This window comes from Planctomycetota bacterium, assembly GCA_016207825.1.
Taxonomy (GTDB): Bacteria; Planctomycetota; MHYJ01; order JACQXL01; family JACQZI01; genus JACQZI01.
Genome location: JACQZI010000025.1, coordinates 37,125 through 51,047 on the forward strand (window position 1 = coordinate 37,125; position 13,923 = coordinate 51,047).

The window sequence follows — 13,923 nt, forward strand, 5'->3', positions numbered from 1 at the left end:
TGAATTATGATGCCACGCGAAATAAAGCCGAATGTCACGGCTGTCGGTGTCCAGCATTGGGATAGGCGCCTGTTTGACGAACTTATTCCACTGCCCGAAGGCACCAGCTACAATGCCTATCTTATTAAAGGCTCAGGAAAAACCGCTTTGATTGATACGGTCGAAACATCCAAAGGAAATCTCCTGATAGAAAACCTTTCTAAACTAGGGGTTAAACAGCTTGATTACGTCATTACCAACCATGCCGAGCAGGACCATTCAGGTTCTATTCCGCTTGTTCTCAAGCACTACCCGATGGCAAAGGTCGTTACCAACCAGAAATGCAAGGAAATGCTCATGGATTCCTTGATGGTTCCTGATGAGAAGTTCATAGTAGTAAAAGACCGTGAGACATTATCACTCGGCAACAAAACCCTGGAATTTATCTTTGCGCCGTGGGTGCACTGGCCTGAAACCATGCTGACATATTTGAAAGAAGATAATATACTGTTTCCCTGCGACTTATTTGGTTCGCACCTGGCAACGAGCGATTTATATGTGACCGATGAGCCGCTGGTTTACCGCGCCGCCAAACGTTATTATGCGGAAATCATGATGCCTTTCAGGAACCATATTAAAAAGCATCTGGAAGCGCTCAAGGAGTATAAAATAGATATCATCGCCGCCAGCCACGGCCCGGTTTACAATAAGCCCGAATTCATCCTTTCGGCCTATCGCGATTGGGTAGCGGATGATGTCAAAAACCAGGTCGTTATTCCTTATGTTTCCATGTATGGTGATACGAAAAAGATGGTTGACCATCTCATTGATTGCCTGGTCAAGCGTGGGATTAACGCGAAGCCTTTTGATATTCCCAGGACCGATATCGGGGAGTTGGCTATGGAATTGGTTGATGCCGCGACAATTGTCATCGGTTCACCCACCGTCCTGGCAGGCGCCCATCCGGCTATTGTTACCGCGGTTTATCTTGCCAACGCCCTAAGGCCGAAAGCGCGGTTTGCTACAGTCATCGGTTCTTTCGGTTGGGGAGGCCGGATGATAGACCAGATTAAATCAATGGTGCCAAATCTCAAAGTCGAACTGCTTGAACCGGTCATGGCTAAGGGTCATCCCCGTGATAATGATTTCAAGTCCATAGAAAAACTTGCGGATACCATCGCCCAAAAACATAAAGAACTAAAATTGGCTCAACTGGAAAATGTCTCTTTTAACCCCATGTATTGTACGTATGAAGGCGTTCCGGGTTGTGGCAGCCCAAAAAAGAGTTTAAACACGCTTTGCCCCGAGATGGCGCCCGGATTGAGTGAATTAGGAGGCGGATAAATAAGGAGATTATTATGATTAGAATAAAAAATATCCTTGTCCCAACCGATTTTTCCAGCCTGTCGGATAAGGCGCTTTCGCATGCAATTGATATTGCCCAAAAATACGGCGCCAGGGTATACGTGATACACGTGGTGGACGTTATACAACAGTGCTCGGTCGATTATTGCATAGATGTTGATATCATGCAACGGTTGGAAAGAGAGGCCATTTCGCATGCAAAGGAGTCGATACAAAAGCAATTAAACAAGCTTTCTATGCCAAAGGGGTTGGAGATTGAGCCCGATGTGAAGCAGGGCACGGCATATCTGACAATCTTGAAGGAGCAGGACGAGATGAAGATTGACCTTATTGTGGTTGGGGCGCATAAGAAAAAACGCTTTATTAATTATTTCCTGGGTAGTGTTGCGGATAAGATAATAAGAGGCGCTTCCTGCCCGGTTTTGGTTGTTAAGAGTTGATATCAGGATTATTAAAAAAGGAGGTGAAATATGACATATGTTGATAAAGCAAACCGTGGTCATAACCGGAGAGTAAGCCTGGGAGCGGATATTGATAAAAGGTTTAGCGGTTTTTTCAGCCGCATTTGGTCCGAGCCGGCCGCCGTTTCAAGCGCCAGGATGTTCGGGCCGGTTATCCCAATTTACGTTACTGAAGACAAAAAAACAGTGGTTGTCAAAGCGGGATTATCCGGGCTGGAGAAAAAAGATATTAAAGTAAACCTGCAAAATGATTTTCTGAATATAAAGGTGGAAAAGAAAGAAGAGATAGAGAAAAAAAACGGCGGTGTGTGCAGTTTCGAACGGCGTTATGACGTTTTTTCCCGTTCCATGCTCATGCCTTCAGGGATTAATTCCAGTAAAACCAGGGCGGTTTACAAGAATGGTATCCTTACCGTGGCTCTTGCTAAAACCCGTCCCGAACGGCAAGCCTGCCTGGATAGCAGACAAGCCGGGAAGGTGAATACAAAACCCAAGCCGGTGAATATTAAAGTGAAATAATAGATGTTAAAAACGGATAATCGCTTGAACGGGAAAAACCATTAAGAAAGGATGTGATAATATGATAAGCACACAACAAGTAGGGGAAAATGCCGGGAAAATCTGGTATAATCTTGGTAAAAACGGAGAGGTGAGCACTAAGGAACTTGCCAGGGAAGTTAACATGAATCCTGATGAAATAAACCTGGCGCTCGGCTGGCTGGCGCGGGAAAACAAGCTGAAGCTTTCCGAAAAGAACCGGAATATCTATGTCGGCTTGACGGATGCGGAAAAAAGGGCCTATCTCCAGGCGAGCCATAAATAATTAAAAACAAGCAAATAAGGAAAGGGGGTGAAAAGAATGTGTTGCGATACTTGCGAAACCCACAGGAAAAAAGATGTATACGAGTGCGCTAAAGGCAAGAATAAATGCTCAACAAAGGAAGTCGAAAAAGGGAAATCAGCCCCTATGTGTTGCGGCGAGCCAATGAAAAAGAAAAGGTAAATATAAATTGAAAAGCAAGATTAATTAAAGGAGGAAAAAATAAGATGCTTAACCAACAGCAAATGATAGAGCCGCTTATCGGCTTGGGTAAAACCCAATGGGATATGTCCATGGGAATGTGGAATAGTTTCCAGAAAAACTGGGGGCAGATGATGAATACCATGATTGAGCAGGGGTTCGCTTTGCAAAATGAAAGCATGAAAACGATGACCGATTGGATGAAAAAGGCGAATGAAGCAAGCGAAAAGCTCATGGGGCAGATGGGTGAAAACTGGACGAGAGTCGTGTGCCAGGCAACTAATTTGGGCGGCCAGAAAAATAAGTAGGCAAAAGAAAAACTAAACCTTGAATAGGTTTATTTAGGAATAGCGGGGTAGATAAAACCCTGCGATTCCTCCTGGAAAGGAAAGTTATGAGGTTATTAGTGGTTTATTATTCGCTTTACGGCCATATCCGTAAAATGGCTGAAGCAATTGCCGAAGGTGCAAAGGAAGTTCCGGGTGCTGAAGTGGAAATATGCCGCGTGCCTGAAACGCTTCCCAAGGAGGTAATTGAAAGGATGGGCGCAACTGAAGCCCAGAAGGCTATGGCAAAAGACCCGGTATGTTCCGTGGATGAACTTCCCAAGGCCGATGCGATTATTTTCGGAACGCCTACGCGCTTCGGAAATATGTGCGGACAGATGAGGCAGTTCCTGGATGCAACCGGCGGTTTATGGGCGAAAGGTTCCCTCATCGGCAAAGTCGGGAGCGTTTTTACCAGCTCGGCAACCCAGCACGGCGGGCAGGAATCCACAATACTTAGTTTCCATACCACGCTGCTTCACCAGGGGATGGTCGTGGTTGGCCTGCCGTATTCTTTCCAGGGGCAGATGCGAATAGACGAAATTACCGGCTCTTCCCCTTACGGCGCGTCCACTATTGCCGGAGGCGACGGCAGCCGCATGCCCAGCGAGAATGAATTAGCCGCCGCGCGTTTCCAGGGAAAACACGTGACAACGATTGCTTCTAAATTGGCTGGCAAATAAATGCCAGGTTAAGGAAAGGGACTGTTTATGAAACTGAAAGTATTGGCGATAGGGTTGTTGATTTTGGGATTGAGTTTTGGGTTTTATTTTTATGCTAATGGCCAGGATCACAACGGTCCTGGTGAACACCCAGGGGTCAAAACAGAACATCCCGGAATGAAAGAGCACCCCGGCGAAAAAGTCACTCCGGAAGACGTCCGTAAAGGCATCAACGACTATATTAAAAAAGATTCGGAACTTAAAGGCGGCTATTTCCTGGTTTATGATGCCAAAGAAATGAAAACATGGACGCTTCAATTGAGCAAAGTCCACGATTGGATAAGCCTCATTAAAAAAGAGGATGCTTATTTTACCTGCTGTGATTTTACGGAAATTTGCGGGGAGTGCCTTATAGGAAAAAAGCATGATATTGAAAAACATCATAAAATGGATATTGATTTCTGGATGAAAAAAGACGGCAAGAAATTCGAGGTATTTAGGATAGTCATCCATAAGCTTGATGGCGCCGAACGGCATACTTATCAGGATGATGAAATTGCACCGGTAAAATGAAATATGCGTTCATGAAACATTATGCAGTTGTTTTATTCGCGGTAATGCTGCTCTTGGCAGGAGCATGCAGGCATGATGGGTCTGTGACGGGGGCTAGGCTGGTCCGGATAAACTGCCAGATGACCCTCAAAAACCAGCCTGATGAGTCTTCGGAAGTGAAAATTTGGATGCCGGTTCCCCGGCAGACGCCTTTTCAAAAAGTCAGCGAGCTTAAGGTGAATAACGGCCGATTGTATAGCGAGCCGGAATACGGCAACCAATTGATTTATCTTGATGAAAAAGGCGCCGCGCCGGAACCCGGTGGGATCGGTTTTAGCTGCCTGGTGGAACGGCTGGAGCAAAATGCTTATGAAGTCGATACGGAAAATCCGGCCGTTCTGGATAAATTCCTCCTCCCGAACCGCCTTGTAACGATGAGCCCGCGGGTAAAAGAGCTTGCCGGGCAAATCAGTTCTTCACAAACTGATTATTTGGCGAAAGCCCGCGCCATTTATGATTATGTCCTCCAAAAGATGAAATACGACAAATCCCAGCCGTTTTGTGCGATAGGCGACACTGAATTTGCCCTGGATGCCGGCATAGGTAATTGCACTAATTTCCATTCCCTTTTTATTTCCCTGGCGCGCGCTTCAGGGATTCCTGCCAAATTCGTGATCGGTTATCCCTTGCCGGGCGAAAAACATGGAACGCTTACAGGATACCACTGCTGGGTGGAGTTTTACGTGCCCTATAGTGCGTCGCATCGGGGGCGCTGGGTGCCGGTTGATGCATCCGAAGCCTGGAAAAATCCGGATAAACGGGAGTATTTCTTCGGCGCGGTGGATGAAAACCGGATTCTTTTTACCGAAGGCCGTGATATCACCCTTGCCCCGCCCCAAAAATCAGCCCCGCTTAATTATTTTGTTTATCCGTATGTCGAAATAAACGGTCGGCCTTCAGAGGAATACGAGTTGAAAATAACATACGATGACAGTAAAAGATAACCCTGTGCTTTTTGGATGAAAGAAAAACATATGGAATTGAACGAGAGCTTTTACCAGATGCTTGTGGATAATATGTATGAGGGGGTGTATTTTGTGGATTGCGACAGGGTCATCAGGTATTGGAACAAAGGCGCGGAAAGAATTACCGGATATAAAAACTATGAAGTTATCGGTAAGCCGTGTTCCGAAAATATCCTGATGCATGTTGATGACGCCGGTTCATTCCTGTGCACGGGAGCTTGCCCCTTGTTTGAAAGCAACCATGAAGGGAAAACGCTTGAAGTGGAAACGTATTTGCATCATAAGGATGGGCATCGTGTTCCCGTCAAAGTCTGGGTCACCCCCATCAGGGATTTAAATAATGAGATTGCCGGTTCGGTCGAGTTGTTTGCTGATAACTCGGAAAAACTTGCTTCGCAGGAAATCATTAAAAACCTCCAGGAAAAGGTTTATCTTGATATTCTTACAGACGTGAGCAACCGGCGGTTTGCGGAAATACAGATAAACAACAGGCTGGAAAGCTTGCGGCGTTACAACTGGCCGTTCGGCTTTCTTTTTATGGATGTGAATAACCTCAAAGCGGTTAATGATTTATACGGCCACGACGCCGGCGATTTGGTCTTGAAAATGGTGGCAAATACGCTCATCAAGAATTCAAGGGCCTTTGATGTGATAGGGCGCTGGGGCGGGGATGAATTCGTTGCCATAATACCGAATGTCAATGAGTTTCATCTGCAGCTCGTAGCCAGTAAATATAAAAATCTGGTGGCGCAATCAAGCCTTTCACGAAACCTGAATGTCATCAGGGTCGGTCTTTCCATCGGCGCCACCCTTGCCCAGCTTGATGACACGGTGGATTCGCTGGTGCGGCGTGCGGATAAACTCATGTATGAATCACAGGCGGGTGAAAAGCAAAACCGAAGGTATCTTAAAGGCGTTTATTAGCACGGCACTCGATTAATAAATTGCCGTTAAGAGCATATGATAAATTTATTTGATGCAAAGGAATGGAATTATCGGCTTCTTTAATATTGCTTCCGAGGCCGTTAAATAACAAGAAGGAGTTTTTATATGCCGGAAGGAAAATCTGATTTGGAAGTTGCTAAGTGGCTTCGGATGGCCATCAATTCTGAAAAGCAGGCAATTCATGACTATCTCAAATACGCCCGGATGACCGAAAACAAAGAGGGCAAAAATATGTTTATAAAGATTGCTCTTGATGAATACGGTCACATGTCCGCCCTGGAAAAAGAGCTTGATAATGTCCAGGCAGGAAAGAAATGGGAGGAAATAAAACTTTCCGAATCACCCGTGGAAAAAACCTTGCCCGCTTTGGATACGGATTCTTTATCCGATGAAGAAAAAGCCGGCAAGAACGAAACCCAGGCACTGGCTATGGCTATGAAAGCGGAGAAAAAGGCGAAAGGATTTTACCTCGGCAAATCCTGCGTGGTAAAGGATCCCTTTGCCAAGTCGCTTTTAGTGCGGCTTTCCGAAATGGAAGATGCGCATTACCGGATTCTGGAGGCGGAACTTGATTCTATAAACCAGAGCGGTTTCTGGCTGGGGATCAGGGAGATTTCTTTTGAAATGTCGTGAATGAAAAAGAAGCAAAAATGATATACGATACCGTCATAATCGGCGGAGGCCCGGCGGCGATTACCTCCGCAATTTACACCGCCCGCAAAGGCGTTTCTTTCTTCATGATTGCCAAAGATATCGGCGGACAGACGAACTGGACGATGAATATAGAAAATTACCCCGGTTTTAACCTCATCACTGGCGCGGAATTGTCTGATAAATTCAGGGAGCATTTGGAACAGTTTAAAATAGATTTAAAAGAGGATGAAGACGTTAAATCGGTCCAGAAACAGGGAGAAATAATAAAAATCGCCACGGACAAAAACAGTTATGAGGCGCGCAGCGTGATTATCGCGTCCGGCCGAGAGCCGAGGAAACTGGGCGTTAAGGGCGAAGAGGAATTATTGAATAAAGGCGTGGCTTATTGCTCCACCTGCGATGCGCCGCTCTTCTTTGGAAAGGATGTGGCGGTAATCGGCGGCGGCAATTCCGCCCTGGAAGCCGTTTTGGAATTGATGAGGATTGCCGGGAAGATATATCTTATCCATAGGTCGGCGCCATTGAAAGCGGATTCGGTCATGGTGGAAAAGGCTAAGCAAAGCGGCAAGGTTACCATCTTTACGGATGCCAAGACACTCGAGATTTCCGGGAATAAATCGGTTGAGAGCGTAAAGATTGAACACGAAGGCGCCCAAAAGTCTTTAGCTGTCCAGGGCGTATTTATTGAAGTCGGCTCGGTGCCGCTGTCGGGAATAGTTGAAGGCGTAGCTAAAAATAAAGAAGGCGAGATAATGGTTAATTGCAAATGCGAAACCAGTGTCCCGGGCATTTTCGCCGCAGGCGACGTTACCAATGTCTCGGCCAAGCAAATCGTTATCGCCTGCGGGGAAGGCGCCAAGGCGGCAATCGCCGCTTTTGAGTATGTCAGCCGCCTTAGCATGTGATACAGGGAGGTAATATATGTTGACGGAAATTATGAGCAATGAACTGGCTGAAAAGGTTTTCCACACCAATACGCCCGCGGCGATTCTCTTTTCATCAACTTACTGCGGAACCTGCAAGAAGGTCACCGCCCGGATTGAAACCATTGCCGGCGGTTACGGGAAAATAAATTTCTTTAAGCTGGATGTCACCAAAAACCCACAGGATTTAGCGCAATATCAAATCCTGCACATCCCGACCCTGGTGTTCTTTAAAGGGCATGATGAGCTGGACCGCATGAACGGCGATATCACTGAAGATAAAATCAAAGAGGGCTTGAATAAGTTAATCTAATGGATAACTTGCTGCAAACGTTGGAAGGATACATACAAGGACCTTTTATCCTGGCGTATCTGGCCGTCTACGCGGCCGGAATACTGGTCAGCTTTACCCCGTGTGTTTATCCGGTAATCCCTATGACCGTGGCGTTTATCGGCGGCCAAAGCCAGGGCTCCAGGCTGAAAGGCTTGGGCCTTTCCGTGTTTTATGTTTTGGGCATGGCGATAACTTATACAGTTCTTGGAAGCATCGCTGCTCTTACCGGGATGCTCTTCGGCCGCATCCAGACCAATCCCTGGACTTATTTTATCGTTGCCAATATATGCATCCTTTTGGGATTATCCATGCTGGAGGTTTTCGAACTGCCTTTGCCGTCGTTCCTTAATAAATTACAGCCGAAAGGCGCCAAGCGCGGCTTTATCGGCAGTTTCCTGGTTGGCGCCGCATCGGGCCTGGTTTTGGGCCCTTGCACGGCGCCTGTCCTGGCGGTTTTGTTGGCGATAATCGCCTCCCAGCAAAACGTGGCTTTCGGCATAAGCCTTTTATTCATATTTGCGTTAGGCATGGGAACCTTATTGATAATTATCGGAGCCTTTACAGGTTTATTGTCAAATATGCCCCATGCGGATGCCTGGATGGTTAAGATTAAGAAATTATTCGGATGGATTCTTATCGCTACCGGAGAATATTTCCTGATTATGTCCGGTAAAATGTTCGTTTGAAGGGAGAAGATGATATGAGAAAAAAGGATTTCTTGATAAGCATATTGTTGATAGCCGCTTTATTTGGCTGCCCGCGCCGGGATGATTCATCCAAGGCCAAGGAGCCAACCCCTTATGATATTGCCAAAATAACCATGGAAGAAAAAGCGCCCGATTTTACCCTCAAGGATTTAAACGGCAGGGAAATTAAACTAAGCGACTATAAAGGTAAAACAGTGATGCTGGTCTTCAGCACTACCTGGTGCCCGCATTGCCGTGAGGAAATACCCCACCTCAAAGAAGTATATTCCAAATACCCGCCCAAGGATTTTACCCTGCTTAATATAGATGTCCAGGAAAGCCATGAAAAGGTTTCTTCATTCGTTAAAGCGAACGAAATCCCTTATCCGGTGCTCTTGGATGAAAAAGGGGCTGTTGCCGCCGCATACAATGTCGCGGGCGTCCCGAATATTATGGTGGTTGATAAAAATGGCGTTATTGTTTGCAAATCATGCCGCGGTGTTGATACTATCCTTAATAGCTTATTAAGCGGCCGCTAAAATATAATTATTATGAAAGATTTCTCGGTCCTTATCGGAGGCAAGGCCGGCGACGGCATAAACCAGGCCGGCATGATAATCGCCCGCATCCTTACCCGCCTGGGTCATTATATTTACATATATTATGATTACCCCTCGCTCATCAGAGGCGGGCATAATTTTTCCATCATCCGTATGTCGGAAAATAAAATCGCCGCGCATACGGATAAAATAGACTGTCTCGTGGCCTTAAACCAGGAGACTTTCGACCTCCATAAAAACCGGCTGAACGGAAACGGGATTATCATTTACGATTCCGATACGGTTTCCATAGCCAAGTGCCCGGGGGATTGCACGGCGCTTCCTTTGACCGCGATAAGCAAGGAGGAAAAAGCAACGCCCGTAATGCGCAATTCTATTGCCATCGGCGCCCTTTGCAAAGCGCTCGGCATAGAAGAAAAAATATTTACTGAGGTCTTTAATAAACACGCGGGCAAAGGCTTGGAACTTAACCTAAAGCTTGCCTCCCGCGGTTATGAAATGTCCAAAAAGGTTATCGAGATTAAAGCATCTTCCGGCAAACCCTTGCCAATCCTGACCGGTAACGAAGCGGTCAGCCTGGGCCTGCTCAAAGGCGGACTGGATGCTTATATCGCCTATCCGATGACGCCGGTTTCCAGCATTCTCCATTACCTGGCAGGATTGCAAAAGGATTTTGATATCAACGTCATCCATCCGGAAAATGAAATCAGCGTCATTCTCATGGCGGCCGGATTCGCCTATGCCGGGAAAAAGGCTGCCGTTGGGTCCTCAGGCGGCGGTTTTTGCCTGATGACGGAAGGCGTCAGTTTAGCCGGAATGGCTGAATTGCCTATTGCCATTGTCATGGGACAGCGCCCCGGGCCTTCGACCGGCATGCCCACTTATTCATCACAGACCGAACTCCACTTTATCCTTAATGCCGGCCAGGGCGAATTCATGCGCTTTGTAGTCGCCCCCGGCGATGCCGAAGATGCCTATGCATGGTCTTCTTTCGCCCTTAATGCCGCCTGGAAATACCAGACGCCCTCTTTTATACTCATAGACAAAACTCTGGGCGAAGGCACGTTCTCATTCGATATCGAATCCATAGATAAACTGAAAGGCCTTGAACCGGTTTTGTCCCGCCTGCCCGCTTCGACGAGACTAGGCGAGCCGGCGAGGCAGGAGGATAAACAAGAGCCTTATAAAAGATACCTGAATACAAGGGATGGAATTTCGCCGTTAATGTTTCCTCCAAATAAAGAGGCGATTATAAAAGTAAATAGCTACGAACACGACGAATCCGGCATTACCACCGAGGAATCCGCGCCCGTCAGCGTCATGCAGGAAAAAAGGATGCGTAAAGGCGAATATCTTGCCAAAGAGCTGGATAATTACGAGACGGTAAAGAATTACGGGGACAAAAACTCAACGACCGCTATTTTATGCTGGGGCTCGAATAAAGGAGTCTGCGTGGAAATCGCCGAAAAACTCGGGTTAAAAGTGATTCAGCCGGTTGTCCTTTCTCCTTTCCCGGTCAGCCAATTCAAGAAGGCGCTTGAAGGCGTGAAAAATATCATCGCGGTGGAAAACAATATCACCGGACAACTTGTCAGGCTTATTAATATGTATGGATTCCAGGTGACTAATAGCATCAATAAGTATGATGGAAGACCATTCAGTATAGATGAACTTGAGGGGATGATAAGGAAGTTATTAAAATGAGCATCAAAGAATTAGGCACTTATGCGAAAAACACCTGGTGCCCGGGTTGCGGGAACTTTGCCATCCTGAATACCATAAAGATGGTCCTGGATGAGCTAAAGGCGGAAACCGGCTCCTTGCAAAACGTGGTTATGATTTCAGGAATCGGATGCCATGCCAAGATTGTTGATTACGTTAATGTGAATAGCTTCTATTCCATTCACGGAAGGGTGGTCCCGGTAGCAGAAGGGATTAAGCTCGCCAATCCCGGCCTAAAAGTAATCGGCTTTGCGGGCGATGGCGATGCCTACGGAGAAGGGCTGGAGCATCTCCTCTTCGCCGCCAAGCGCAATATTGATATCACCATGATAATCCATAATAACCGGGTTTACGGGCTGACCACCGGGCAATACACCCCGACCTCTCCTTTGGGCTTTAAAGGGCGCTCCACCCCGTTCGGCACCATGGAAAAGCCGATTAATCCTTTGGAGATAATGCTCTCAAGCGGCGCCACCTTCATCGCGCGCGGCTATTCCAATAAAATGGACCTGCTCAAAGACACCATGAAGCAGGCGATAATGCATAAAGGATTTTCTGTCGTAGACGTCCTGCAGGTCTGCGCCACCTTTTATAATATGTATGATTATTATAATAGCAAGACTTACGAACTGTTTAATCATAAACCTGATGATTATGCATCTGCGCTTGCCAAGATAAGGGAATGGGATTACAATTCGGATTCACCGATTGGCTTGGGCGTATTTTATAAGAAAGAAGAGCCGGTGTTTGATGATAAATTCCGGATGGTTTCTCCGGAAAAGCCGGATCGGCAAACCCGTATAAATGAATTGTTAAAGGAGTCTATATAATTTACAAGAGAATGAACACGAATATAGCGAATAAGAACAAATAGCACGAATAGCATTAAACGCAATGGAAAAACAATTATTAGTGCGATTTCCGCCATAGGCGGACCTGCCTCCGGCATGGCGGCTTTATTCGTGTCGTTCGTGTTAACTGATTTGATTGGAGTTTGTTATGGAAAAATATAAGTGCACCGTATGCGGGTATCTTTACGACCCGGAAAAAGGAGACCCGGGAGCAGGCGTTGAGCCCGGCACCCCTTTTGACAAATTGCCCGAGGAATGGACCTGCCCGGTATGCGGAGCGGATAAATCTTATTTCGAAAAAGACGGTTAGAATTCTATTGCCGAGCCGATATATAAGACCAGCGCGATGGCAATGATGTGAAGTATCGCCCAGTCGATTGTCCCTATTCTAAATTTAGCCATAATCTTTTAAACCACAGATTACACAGATAATATTTTTCTGTGTGTTTTGGTGGCTATAAGAATTTTACTCCGATTGCATAAACAGCCGCGATTGCCGCAAGATGTATTATCCACCAGCCCAAATTTGGATACCGCGGGAAACTGAAACGCAAGGGCTGGTCTTTTTCCAAATCCGTATATTCCAAATCAAAGAGCGCCTTGCCCAGCGAGAACTTGGCGATTAATATCAGGATATCGGCCAGGGTGGTTTCAAAAACCAAAGAGTAAAAAGAAAGTCCTTTAGGCGGATGGTCAAATGAATAATGCGACATGAAGATAATGCCAAAGATGACGGTAAAACCGTTTAAAAGGTAACCTGCGGTGAGTGTTTTCCTGTTAAGGAAAAGCCAGGGGACGATGACGAAATTGAATATGCCGATAAAAAACGGGATATAATCAGCCGTGTCTTCCGGTGATGGGGTATGGACGCGGTAATGGAGTAGCCACCCGCCCAGCGAAACGAAGAACAGCCCGAAAGCCAGCATGAGTTTGATATTCTGTTTCTTGGTCATTAAAGAATAGTAACATTTACGCTTATTATTGTCAATAATCTCTCGCGAAAAAGATTGAATGAAGACGAAGAAAAATGGGCAGATAATAAAGATTATACTTGACAGTAATATACCAAGTTTCTATAATCCTATTCTAACGAATAATTCATCTACATACTATAAGGAGGCTTTATATGCGCAGAGCTAAAAGGACAACCATCGGCATTGCCCTATTAATATGTATAGCCACCGTAAACCTTGCCTTTGCCGACCCAACCATTTCCACTGATTCTTTGCCTGATGCCCTGCTCAATACTTCATACAACACTACAGTAAATGCGAATGGAGGAACTCAATTTAGCGCCACGGTGGTTGACGGAGAATACGGCGATTGGGGCGCGGGTTCGGGCTATCAATGGACACTCTCCGCCGGTGCTTTGCCTGCCGGGATGAATCTCCAAACCACCAACCCGAACGGCACAGGTGATTTTGAATGGTATGACCAGGGCTATAATTATTATACCGCGCGTTTGCCCGGCCAGATAAAAATAGTCGGCTCGCCCACCCAGACCGGAGTTGTCACTTTCACCTTGACCGCCCACTGTTTCGGCGGGGCAAATGTAAGCAAACAGTTTACCATTACCGTCGGCACCAACCAGTTGAATATTACCACCGCCTCTTTACCGCCCAACGATATAAATTATGCCTATAGCGCAACAGTAAACGCAACCGGCGGCACCACTCCTTACATCTGGTCAATCACAAACGGGAGCCTGCCTGCCGGATTATCCTTGAATTCTTCTGCCGGAGTAATCGCCGGAACTCCAACGGCTTCCGGCACATCGAACTTTACCGTCCAGGTAACTTCTAACGACAGCCAAACCGCAACCAAGGCTTTATCCATTTATATCGCGCCGACCATTTC

20 protein-coding genes are annotated in these 13,923 nt (G+C 46.4%); 19 read left to right on the forward strand and 1 reads right to left on the reverse strand.

The features are described 5' to 3' along the window. Nucleotides 1-6: 6 nt before the first annotated feature. From HY811_09410 to HY811_09495, 18 genes are all read left to right on the forward strand, one after another. Entirely contained in the window at nucleotides 7-1,323 is a 1,317-nt protein-coding gene (locus HY811_09410) for an FprA family A-type flavoprotein (protein ID MBI4835017.1), read from the forward strand. A 14-nt stretch (nucleotides 1,324-1,337) separates the two neighbouring features. Then, nucleotides 1,338-1,784, forward strand: a complete 447-nt coding sequence (locus tag HY811_09415) for a universal stress protein (GenBank protein MBI4835018.1) — start codon at nucleotides 1,338-1,340, stop codon at nucleotides 1,782-1,784. A gap of 30 nt (nucleotides 1,785-1,814) precedes the next feature. Next, on the forward strand, nucleotides 1,815-2,324 hold the full coding sequence (locus HY811_09420; protein ID MBI4835019.1) for an Hsp20/alpha crystallin family protein: 510 nt from the start codon (nucleotides 1,815-1,817) through the stop codon (nucleotides 2,322-2,324). Nucleotides 2,325-2,388: 64 nt separating this feature from the next. Next, complete coding sequence (locus HY811_09425; protein ID MBI4835020.1) at nucleotides 2,389-2,628, forward strand: winged helix-turn-helix domain-containing protein; 240 nt, start codon at nucleotides 2,389-2,391, stop codon at nucleotides 2,626-2,628. 27 nt (nucleotides 2,629-2,655) lie between these two features. Further along, a complete protein-coding gene (locus HY811_09430) occupies nucleotides 2,656-2,808 on the forward strand; it encodes a hypothetical protein (protein ID MBI4835021.1) in 153 nt (50 codons plus the stop codon). 44 nt (nucleotides 2,809-2,852) lie between these two features. Then, nucleotides 2,853-3,134 (forward strand): hypothetical protein, encoded by a 282-nt coding sequence (locus tag HY811_09435; protein MBI4835022.1) that lies wholly within the window; start codon nucleotides 2,853-2,855, stop codon nucleotides 3,132-3,134. Between the two features lie 86 nt (nucleotides 3,135-3,220). Continuing rightward, nucleotides 3,221-3,835 carry an NAD(P)H:quinone oxidoreductase gene (gene wrbA / locus HY811_09440; protein MBI4835023.1) on the forward strand — a complete coding sequence of 205 codons (615 nt, stop codon included), beginning with the start codon at nucleotides 3,221-3,223 and terminating at the stop codon, nucleotides 3,833-3,835. Nucleotides 3,836-3,862: 27 nt separating this feature from the next. After that, a complete protein-coding gene (locus tag HY811_09445; protein MBI4835024.1) occupies nucleotides 3,863-4,387 on the forward strand; it encodes a hypothetical protein in 525 nt (174 codons plus the stop codon). An 11-nt stretch (nucleotides 4,388-4,398) separates the two neighbouring features. Further along, a complete protein-coding gene (locus tag HY811_09450) occupies nucleotides 4,399-5,370 on the forward strand; it encodes a transglutaminase domain-containing protein (protein MBI4835025.1) in 972 nt (323 codons plus the stop codon). Nucleotides 5,371-5,406: 36 nt separating this feature from the next. Continuing rightward, nucleotides 5,407-6,315 (forward strand): sensor domain-containing diguanylate cyclase, encoded by a 909-nt coding sequence (locus HY811_09455; protein MBI4835026.1) that lies wholly within the window; start codon nucleotides 5,407-5,409, stop codon nucleotides 6,313-6,315. A gap of 126 nt (nucleotides 6,316-6,441) precedes the next feature. After that, on the forward strand, nucleotides 6,442-6,969 hold the full coding sequence (locus HY811_09460; protein MBI4835027.1) for a hypothetical protein: 528 nt from the start codon (nucleotides 6,442-6,444) through the stop codon (nucleotides 6,967-6,969). A 17-nt stretch (nucleotides 6,970-6,986) separates the two neighbouring features. Next, entirely contained in the window at nucleotides 6,987-7,895 is a 909-nt protein-coding gene (locus HY811_09465) for an FAD-dependent oxidoreductase (protein ID MBI4835028.1), read from the forward strand. 16 nt (nucleotides 7,896-7,911) lie between these two features. Further along, entirely contained in the window at nucleotides 7,912-8,226 is a 315-nt protein-coding gene (locus HY811_09470) for a thioredoxin family protein (protein ID MBI4835029.1), read from the forward strand. Continuing rightward, a complete protein-coding gene (locus HY811_09475; GenBank protein MBI4835030.1) occupies nucleotides 8,226-8,933 on the forward strand; it encodes a sulfite exporter TauE/SafE family protein in 708 nt (235 codons plus the stop codon). Before HY811_09470 ends, HY811_09475 begins: the two co-directional genes overlap by 1 nt. Before the next feature lie 14 nt (nucleotides 8,934-8,947). Continuing rightward, nucleotides 8,948-9,472: a TlpA family protein disulfide reductase gene (locus HY811_09480; protein ID MBI4835031.1), complete on the forward strand. Its 525-nt coding sequence runs from the start codon at nucleotides 8,948-8,950 to the stop codon at nucleotides 9,470-9,472. A gap of 12 nt (nucleotides 9,473-9,484) precedes the next feature. Continuing rightward, the gene (locus tag HY811_09485) at nucleotides 9,485-11,197 is read left to right on the forward strand and encodes a 2-oxoacid:acceptor oxidoreductase subunit alpha (GenBank protein ID MBI4835032.1); all 1,713 of its coding nucleotides are present in this window, start codon (nucleotides 9,485-9,487) and stop codon (nucleotides 11,195-11,197) included. Next, on the forward strand, nucleotides 11,194-12,045 hold the full coding sequence (locus tag HY811_09490) for a 2-oxoacid:ferredoxin oxidoreductase subunit beta (protein MBI4835033.1): 852 nt from the start codon (nucleotides 11,194-11,196) through the stop codon (nucleotides 12,043-12,045). The genes HY811_09485 and HY811_09490 overlap by 4 nt, the downstream gene beginning before the upstream one ends. A 169-nt stretch (nucleotides 12,046-12,214) precedes the next feature. Beyond that, nucleotides 12,215-12,376: a rubredoxin gene (locus HY811_09495; protein MBI4835034.1), complete on the forward strand. Its 162-nt coding sequence runs from the start codon at nucleotides 12,215-12,217 to the stop codon at nucleotides 12,374-12,376. Between the two features lie 145 nt (nucleotides 12,377-12,521). On the opposite strand, the gene HY811_09500 is transcribed toward HY811_09495, so the two are convergent. Then, nucleotides 12,522-13,019: a hypothetical protein gene (locus HY811_09500; protein ID MBI4835035.1), complete on the reverse strand. Its 498-nt coding sequence runs from the start codon at nucleotides 13,017-13,019 to the stop codon at nucleotides 12,522-12,524. Between the two features lie 173 nt (nucleotides 13,020-13,192). Here HY811_09500 and HY811_09505 point away from each other — a divergent pair. Continuing rightward, a partial coding sequence (locus HY811_09505) for a putative Ig domain-containing protein (protein MBI4835036.1) occupies nucleotides 13,193-13,923 on the forward strand: 731 nt, incomplete at its 3' end.

Excerpts from the sequence above, each read along its gene's own strand:
- HY811_09495 (MBI4835034.1), top strand. The coding sequence starts at position 12,215 with ATGGAAAAATATAAGTGCACCGTATGCGGGTATCTTTACGACCCGGAA.
- HY811_09450 (MBI4835025.1), top strand. The coding sequence starts at position 4,399 with ATGAAACATTATGCAGTTGTTTTATTCGCGGTAATGCTGCTCTTGGCA.
- HY811_09480 (MBI4835031.1), top strand. The coding sequence starts at position 8,948 with ATGAGAAAAAAGGATTTCTTGATAAGCATATTGTTGATAGCCGCTTTA.
- HY811_09465 (MBI4835028.1), top strand. The coding sequence starts at position 6,987 with ATGATATACGATACCGTCATAATCGGCGGAGGCCCGGCGGCGATTACC.
- HY811_09500 (MBI4835035.1), bottom strand. The coding sequence starts at position 13,019 with ATGACCAAGAAACAGAATATCAAACTCATGCTGGCTTTCGGGCTGTTC.
- HY811_09475 (MBI4835030.1), top strand. The coding sequence starts at position 8,226 with ATGGATAACTTGCTGCAAACGTTGGAAGGATACATACAAGGACCTTTT.
- HY811_09490 (MBI4835033.1), top strand. The coding sequence starts at position 11,194 with ATGAGCATCAAAGAATTAGGCACTTATGCGAAAAACACCTGGTGCCCG.
- HY811_09485 (MBI4835032.1), top strand. The coding sequence starts at position 9,485 with ATGAAAGATTTCTCGGTCCTTATCGGAGGCAAGGCCGGCGACGGCATA.
- HY811_09410 (MBI4835017.1), top strand. The coding sequence starts at position 7 with ATGATGCCACGCGAAATAAAGCCGAATGTCACGGCTGTCGGTGTCCAG.
- HY811_09435 (MBI4835022.1), top strand. The coding sequence starts at position 2,853 with ATGCTTAACCAACAGCAAATGATAGAGCCGCTTATCGGCTTGGGTAAA.
- HY811_09420 (MBI4835019.1), top strand. The coding sequence starts at position 1,815 with ATGACATATGTTGATAAAGCAAACCGTGGTCATAACCGGAGAGTAAGC.
- HY811_09460 (MBI4835027.1), top strand. The coding sequence starts at position 6,442 with ATGCCGGAAGGAAAATCTGATTTGGAAGTTGCTAAGTGGCTTCGGATG.
- HY811_09445 (MBI4835024.1), top strand. The coding sequence starts at position 3,863 with ATGAAACTGAAAGTATTGGCGATAGGGTTGTTGATTTTGGGATTGAGT.
- HY811_09470 (MBI4835029.1), top strand. The coding sequence starts at position 7,912 with ATGTTGACGGAAATTATGAGCAATGAACTGGCTGAAAAGGTTTTCCAC.
- wrbA (MBI4835023.1), top strand. The coding sequence starts at position 3,221 with ATGAGGTTATTAGTGGTTTATTATTCGCTTTACGGCCATATCCGTAAA.
- HY811_09415 (MBI4835018.1), top strand. The coding sequence starts at position 1,338 with ATGATTAGAATAAAAAATATCCTTGTCCCAACCGATTTTTCCAGCCTG.